Origin of the sequence: Colwellia sp. 6M3 (assembly GCF_014077595.1) — a bacterium.
Taxonomy (GTDB): domain Bacteria; phylum Pseudomonadota; class Gammaproteobacteria; order Enterobacterales; family Alteromonadaceae; genus Cognaticolwellia.
The window spans coordinates 1-7,847 of the sequence record NZ_JACGWF010000130.1 but is presented as its reverse complement, the minus strand read 5'-3'; the positions used below and the strand labels follow the sequence as shown (position 1 = coordinate 7,847).

General features: G+C 35.5%; 6 protein-coding genes. 3 read left to right on the top strand and 3 right to left on the bottom strand.

The window, feature by feature from the left end:
• Nucleotides 1-224, bottom strand: a 224-nt coding sequence (locus H4J50_RS17795; protein ID WP_182257543.1) for an Lrp/AsnC family transcriptional regulator, incomplete at its 3' end; no start/stop codon positions are given.
• 158 nt (nt 225-382) lie between these two features.
• On the opposite strand from H4J50_RS17795, the gene H4J50_RS17790 reads away from it, so the two are divergent.
• Nucleotides 383-1,819 (top strand): aldehyde dehydrogenase family protein, encoded by a 1,437-nt coding sequence (locus H4J50_RS17790; protein ID WP_182257542.1) that lies wholly within the window; start codon nt 383-385, stop codon nt 1,817-1,819.
• 52 nt (nt 1,820-1,871) lie between these two features.
• Entirely contained in the window at nt 1,872-2,906 is a 1,035-nt protein-coding gene (locus H4J50_RS17785; protein ID WP_182257541.1) for a homoserine dehydrogenase, read from the top strand.
• Between the two features lie 405 nt (nt 2,907-3,311).
• On the opposite strand, the gene H4J50_RS17780 is transcribed toward H4J50_RS17785, so the two are convergent.
• Nucleotides 3,312-4,145: a transporter substrate-binding domain-containing protein gene (locus H4J50_RS17780; protein WP_182257540.1), complete on the bottom strand. Its 834-nt coding sequence runs from the start codon at nt 4,143-4,145 to the stop codon at nt 3,312-3,314.
• 679 nt (nt 4,146-4,824) lie between these two features.
• Nucleotides 4,825-5,154, bottom strand: coding sequence for a hypothetical protein (locus H4J50_RS17775; RefSeq protein WP_182257539.1), 330 nt, complete (start codon nt 5,152-5,154; stop codon nt 4,825-4,827).
• A gap of 613 nt (nt 5,155-5,767) precedes the next feature.
• Between H4J50_RS17775 and H4J50_RS17770 the strand changes: the two genes are divergently transcribed.
• Nucleotides 5,768-7,726, top strand: a complete 1,959-nt coding sequence (locus H4J50_RS17770; RefSeq protein WP_182257538.1) for a methyl-accepting chemotaxis protein — start codon at nt 5,768-5,770, stop codon at nt 7,724-7,726.
• Nucleotides 7,727-7,847 lie beyond the last annotated feature (121 nt).

Here is a 7,847-nt window from a genome sequence, read left to right as displayed (position 1 = left end):
CTATTTAGTTGTACAGATATAATAAAGGTCATTGATTGGTTTACCGCATTTGGCGATATTATCGCTACTTCCTGAGCGATAACTTTATTATCTCTTAAGCGCTTTAAGTGTCGCTGTATACTTGCCGTCGATAATCCTACTTCCTCAGAAAGCTGCTCAACAGAAGTTTTTACATCTATTTGCAATAATTCCAATATTTTTAGATCTTGCTTACTTAATTTCATAACTCAATGCACCTCAATAATTATTGATATTATTAAATCAATATAATCTAAAAGAGGGTGTTTTACACTCGTTAATTTTAAAATTAAGACTGATGTGCACCATAATTGATAGGTAAAATATCTATAGTTCGCTAAATCATTAAAAAAGGAAAATCTCCATGCCTACAATAGCAAGTTTGTCTGCTCTAGCTACTATAGATGTAAAAAGCTCACAACCACAGATACAAGTATTAAACCCTGAAGACGGCAGTTTAGTCGGTACAGTTGAGAACAACTCTGTAAGTGAAGTGGACACTATTATTGAGGCAGCAGTATTAGGTGCCCAAAAAGCTAAAAAACTTTCTTCAAATACACGGATGTCTGTACTTAATGAAGTTGCTGATAATTTAAGTAATCAAAAAGAATTGTTCGCACAAATGATTGCACGTGAAGGTATTAAAACAATTAATGAAGCCCGTAAAGAAGTCTCTAGATGTGTGGAAACCATACGAATTAGCGCGGAAGAAGCGAAGCGTTTAACGGGAGAAACTATTGCTTTCGATCAAGCTCCTGGCTCTGAAAATAGGTTTGGGTATTATCGACGGATACCGCTTGGCGTTGTTGCAGCTATTACTCCTTTTAATGACCCTTTAAATTTAGTCGCTCATAAAATAGGTCCCGCTATAGCGGCAGGGAATTCAGTAATCCTTTTACCTCACCATGAGACGCCTCTTGTCGCAAAACTGTTTGTAGAGCTATTTAATAAAACAAATTTACCTAAAGGTATTTTAAATTTGGTTACAGGCTATGGGGTAGATATAGGCGATAAAATCGTATCAGATCCTCGCATTAATATGGTTTCATTTACTGGCGGTAAAAGTGTCGGAGAAAGAATTCTAAGTCACGTAGGTTTAAAGAAAGTATCAATGGAACTTGGCAGTAACTGCCCGGTAATAGTAATGAATGATGCAAATATTGAGCTGGCAATGGAGGCATGTGTCAGTGGTGCTTTTTGGGCAGCAGGCCAAAACTGTTTACATGTTCAAAGAATTTATATTCAAGATGAACTATATGATCAGTTTGCTTCAGAGTTTTGTTTGCGTGCAAGCAAAATATCTATGGGCGACAAACTATCTGAATCTACGCAGATGGGTCCAATGATTAATAATCGTGCTGCTCTTAAAGTTGAAGCGATGGTAAAAGATGCCCTAGAGAAAAATTCCACATTGCTGTGTGGTGGGAAAAGGCAAGGAAACTTTTTTCAACCTACTGTTTTTTCAAATGTAAGTAGTGATTGCTTAATTGCCAAAGAAGAAGTGTTCGGACCTATAACGGTTTTGTATCGATTTACTGATAAAAAAGAAGCAATAGCTCAAGCAAATGATGTTGAATTTGGCTTACAAGCTGGAATATTTACCAATGATCTTGAATTAGCGTTTGAACTTGCAGATTCAATGGATTGTGGTGGTGTCATGATAAATGACAGTAGTGATTATCGCATTGATGCTATGCCATTTGGCGGAGTTAAAGGTTCAGGTGTTGGCCGAGAAGGTGTTATGAATGCTGTTAAAGAAATGACCGACATAAAAACTTATTGTTTTAATTTACGAAAGTAACGCTATCAAACAATCACTCAACATTTTAAAGAGTTAACTTAGGAAGAACGTAATGAAAACATATAAATTAGCAATAATCGGTTTTGGGAATGTTGGTCAAGGCCTAACTAAAATTATTAGTGATAAAAAACAACTATTAATAGAAAAGTTTGGTATTAATTTAAGCATAGTAGCGGTATGTGATCTCTATAAAGGAAGTCTTTCTAACCCTGACGGTTTAGACCCTGAAGTTTTATTATCTGATCTAGAAAAACATGGAGATCTAAAAAGTACTTCGGCACCTATCACTGGCTGGAATGCGACTGAAACGATTGATAAAAGTGGCGCTGATATTTTAGTAGAGCTTGCTTTTACTGACCTACAAACAGGTGAACCTGCAGTAAGTCATGTTAAACAGGCATTAAATAATGGTATGCATGTTTCTATGACTAATAAAGGGCCCGTTGCTTTACACTTTCCTGAGCTTCGTAAAATAGCATTAAGCAATAATGTGCAAATTGGCATTGAAGGCACTGTAATGAGCGGAACTCCTTCAATAAACTTAGGTAGTGAGATGTTGTTAGCCGCCGGAATAACAAAAATTCAAGGGATTCTTAATGGCACGACAAATTATATATTAGGTGAGATGTCTTCAGGTGCTGGGTATGAAGATGCGCTCAAACAGGCTCAAGAACTTGGTTATGCTGAAGCAGATCCTACAGGTGATGTCGAGGGTTATGATGCTGCTGCAAAAGTAGTTATTCTGGGAAATCTTTTAATGGACTTATCGCTTACATTAGATGATATTGATCGTGAAGGTATTAGCCATATTACAAATAATGATATTTCTAACGCCACTTCTTTAAATAAGCATTGGAAATTAATTGGAACAGTTGAAAAGCATAACGATGGGTTCTTAGCATCAGTTAAACCTGAGATGATATCGAGTGAACATCCATTAGCATCAATTAAAGGCGCGACAAATGCTATTACCTATTCAACAGAATTACTAGGTGATATTACATTAATTGGTCCAGGTGCTGGGCGCTTGGAAACAGGATACGCTGTTATTGAAGATATACTTTCAATACATAAAAATTCACGCTAGAAAATCACTAATATGTCGATTTTTTTACATAAGGATATTGACATGTTTAATGTTTTTTCTTAATAATCAATTGAGTAATATACATGTAGTGGCTTAGTGAATATGGCCACTAATTTAGAGTTAAATAGTAATATTCTGTATGGCGTAATGTACCAAAAACCGCAATAGAAAAATTAACCCCATGTCAGCTATATGAACGTAAAGTTGACATTTTTATGGGGCAAGATCAGTGCGCACCAACAAGTCATAAAACGTAATTGTGAAACGTCCGCTTCTGTTTTTCGGAGAAAGGAGCTATCTGGACAAGTAATTATTTAATGTTTTTTGTAGCCTATTGAAAGACAAGGTCATAATCATTGATAAATTTAATGCCCCCTAAAAACAGACCTAACACCAAACCAGTATCTAATTGATTTTATTTTTAATCAGTGGATTCTTGAGTTCAAAACTTATTCTGTCAGCTAGATGTAGGCGGCTATATAAATGACCGAAATGTTGGTCAAACATGGTCTTTAAGGTGCCATTTTTAATGATAAGTTCTAGCCCTGTATTTAGGTGTTTCGCGAGTTCAGGATTGTTGGGGTTAACATAAAAAACTACAGGAAAATTATAACGGAGCATTAATGTCGGCGCTATAGTTAAATCTAATTTTTCCAAATCAGCTTGTTGATATACTTGTTCAATTTCATTGGCTCCCAGAGCTAAATAGTCAAAGTCATTATTCACTAAATATTGAAAAATAGTTTCAAAATCACCGATCTCAACAGTGTTATATTTATTTGCTTTGAATAAAGTAACATCTGCCCAACCAGTAGGAATACCTGAACGCATTTTTTTCATCTCATCGGCCTGCTTTATTGCATCAAAACGTGCTGAATCTGTTTTGCGGATGATCAATAATCGCTGACCAAGTAAGCCCTGCATTATGGGTTTAGCTATTAAAATTTTGTTTTCTGCATTGAGTTTAGGGTTGCCTTGTACAGTGGCAAAAACATCAAATAATTGTTTGCTAAAAACGGTTGCTTCTTCACTAACTGATAGATTACGTTCATCGATATCAATACTTGCCTTCACCCCCGCAGCGCTGAGAGCAGCTTGCAATACTTGTTGTTCGTAAAGTTGTCTTGAGGGCGTTTTATTGCCGTTCCAGAATGATACTTGATGAGCCTGCGCCATCAGGGGTACCAGGAGTGTAAGACAAATCAGATAATGACGAGTCAAACAAAATAAATTTTTCAAAGGCAAACCTCTTAACAATGGATGGAAAAATGAAGGGCGAGTCAAGGTTGGTTTGAACAATGCCCAATGCAGGTAAATCTCTTATATTATAATAATTTATTTTGCTTTCTAAAGATAATATATAAGCTTTAACGTTTAATATTAGGCGAACCTGACGATTTATTTTTTTTCAGACGGGTAGTTTTATCAAAAATACATGTTTTAAAATGAATGTTTTCTTACCAAAGTTCAAGCTTTATTAGCCTACATTTGACTGTGATTTTTCTGGCACATTCTATTTTTATTTCTTGTTTGCGCATTTTTAAGTCATGCCGTTAAAATATTCTGAACGGTGGCAATGTTGGCAATGGTGGCTTAGCTGTCTATCAGAAGAATAATATTTCTACGTATTTTTACTTTGTAAATCCTAAAAAAGTGATTATTGCTAACAACCTTTCTGCCGGATAAAACGACAAAAATCTTAAGCTAGCCTAGTATTGAAGCTCAAAGCCGACTGTAAAGTTCAACTTTTAAATGCTAACTATGAGTCTAAAGTTACTGTTATAAATCAAAGTTCGCTTTGCCAATATCTAACTAACATTAACAACGGGTAGTTCTGTGTTAGCAAGTTATTATGGGTGACTTAAAACGTTTTTCACCCACGAAACCTTATCGAAGCGAACATTCTATTTTTCAGAAACTAGCCTTTGTCATATCCTTTGTCGTTCATGCAACTTTGGATAGCTGAGTCAAATACTTGTTGCCAATCTTCTTGTGCTTCTTTATTTTGTTCTTTAATTTTCTTTTGGGAAAATGAACAAGAGGGATCGAATCTAGTTGAACATTTAAGCAATGGTTGACTAATTGGCGCTTCACCTGCTTTTTTGTTTGCCAAAACCTTGCAATCATCTAGCATTACTTTTTGTTTGTTTTTTTCACTGGTGGCTTGCTTTACCCACTTTGTTTCGCTCTCAGTGGCAACACATCCAGCCAGCATTACGACCAAACTACAAAAGATAAGTTTTTTCATTAAGGTTCCTTACTCTGTCGAGCGCTATTTATAGGTTAAAAAATTGAGTTTAACTAGCATAAACCACCAGCATGCTTGACACAACAAACTATGATTTTTCCATCCTTTATATCGCCAAATTAATTGCTAACGCTAAGTTCGGCAGCACGAAAAACTATCATCAGCAAGTAGCTGTTACTCTGAGTTTAGAGGAACGAGCGCTTGTGGAAATGTATTTGCTTTGTTATTTCACGCTGTACTATTCATTAATAATTTAACTATATATTCGCTTTTGAATTATTTGCGTCACAATACGTAAATTGTCGATTTGCTCTTAAGCTGAAGTTATTCAAAAGGAGTTAGATTTTGACCGTAAGTAATTGATAGATTATTGATAATAAATATTTTTTTAGTATCTGTTTTAACTGAACCTTGAATATAATAAGTATTATAATTTGAATTGTAATATACCCATACTAAGAGAGAGCTTAGTCATAGAAAGAAGCTCGAATTTACTTTGTTAGCAAATTTTATTGTGTTATATCGATATAAAAAACTCCAGTAAAAGTGTCTTGGTCTCAGCGTAACTCTCAGTTATATTATGACTACATTTTCCGCCATTTAACGACTTGCTATGAATATTCGCTCTAAACTAACGTTGAGCTTTGCAGCTACAGTTATTTTACCTATTATTGCTATTGCGATTGTTAGTATATCAATGACAATCTCTAAATCTTCAACAAGCTTTGTAGAACGCACTCATGATGAGTTAAGACAAGTAGACAACGGTTTCCAACTGTTCTTTCAACAAATCAAAGCTAACGTAAAGTTTTTAGCTGAAAATAAACTGACGGCTCAACTTCCAGAGAATACTCATACTTATATTGGCGCTGATCATATGATGGAGCCGAAAAATGACTCTGCCGAAGAATTAGCTTTATATAGGCTTTATGAAGACTTTGGTACGTCGCACCCTGATTTACTCTATGTATACACGGGTACCAAAGGTGGTGGTTTTGTGCAATATCCATTAGAAGAACTTGGAGGTTATGACCCAAGAGAACGTCCTTGGTATAAACAAGCACTTGCTTCTCCTGACGCTCCAATTATTACGGAAGCATATCAGGATGTGATAGGAAAACCCGTTGTAACTTCTGCATTAGTAGTTAAAGATAATCAAGGCGTTATCGTTGGTGTACAAGGCTTAGATGTTACCCTTTCAACCTTGACAGATATATTGAGTAATACAAAACTAGGTGAAAGCGGATACCTCATTCTTATCGATGATTCAGGTACGGTATTAGCTGATGCTAAAACACCAGAAAATAACTTCAAAAATATTAAAGATCTTTCATCACCATTATTTTCTATATTACAAAATTCGCCAAATCAAGACCATTTTTCTACAGAACATTTAGGTGAAGATGTTGATGTTGCGAGTTATTACTCCAAAGCATTAAAGTGGCGCTTTATTGGTGTTATTCATAGTGATGAAATTTTAGCACCTGCATACAGTATGAGTATGACCATTGCGGTGATTGCTTTAATCATGGTTACACTATTTATTGTCATAGGGTTTTGGCTAGCCAATCGTATTGTTCAACCGATAAACCGTGTCGCTGAAGGTTTACGTGATATTGCACAAGGTGAGGGGAATTTAACTAAGCGACTAGATATTATTGGTAAAGATGAAGTGAGTGAATTAGCGCAATGGTTTAATCAATTCTTAGACTCAATTCATCAACTTGTTGTTGATATTAAAGCCTGTGCATCGACATTAAGTGTGGCAGCTAATGAATCGGGTATACAAATTGCTGATGTAAAAGCTGTCAGCCATAAACAAGAACAATCTATAGGTAATGTGAATAATCTTATTGCAACCATGACCGATATTGCACATCAAACTTCAAGTGATTGCCAAGAAAGTTCAACCACTATTATGAAAACTGAAGAGTATTCAAAAAAGGGAATTTCTTTAATCTCTGTTACGGTCAGTGAAGTAAGTTTATTAAATGAGTCGTTAAGCGAGTCATCTCAATCGATGAAGTCACTTGAACTGGAAAGCGAGAATATAACAAAAATATTAGATGTTATTAGGAGCATTGCTGAGCAAACTAATCTGTTAGCACTTAATGCCGCAATTGAAGCGGCAAGAGCTGGAGAGCAAGGGCGAGGTTTTGCTGTAGTTGCAGACGAAGTAAGAACATTAGCGCAACGCTCGCGAGGCGCTACCGAAGAAATTGATACTGTACTGATGAACTTGCTGGAAAAAACACGTGTTGTTTCTCAACAAATGGGCGTGAATGTCGATCAATCGAAACAAACTATCGAAAAAATTGAACAAGCGAACCAATCATTTAACGAGATAAGCTCTTTAGTTGGACAAATGAAGGAAAATATTTCTCGTATTACTCTAGCCGCAGATCAACAGTGCAGTTCATCAGACTTGATCAATGACAATATTAGTGGCATTAACCACTCAGCAAAAGGTATTGTTAATACTGCAGATACATTGGCTGATGGTTCGAATGACTTACTTGTTTTATCAGAAGATTTAACGAATTTAGTTGGTCGCTTTAAAGTCAGTAATTAACACCTAGTATTAATGTTTCATGATGAGCCAGTATATTTTAAACATTTATACTGGTTTTTTATTTTAAGCTATAAGCTGTGGTGTTTTAGATGAATGATTATATAAATGGCATCTATTTTTG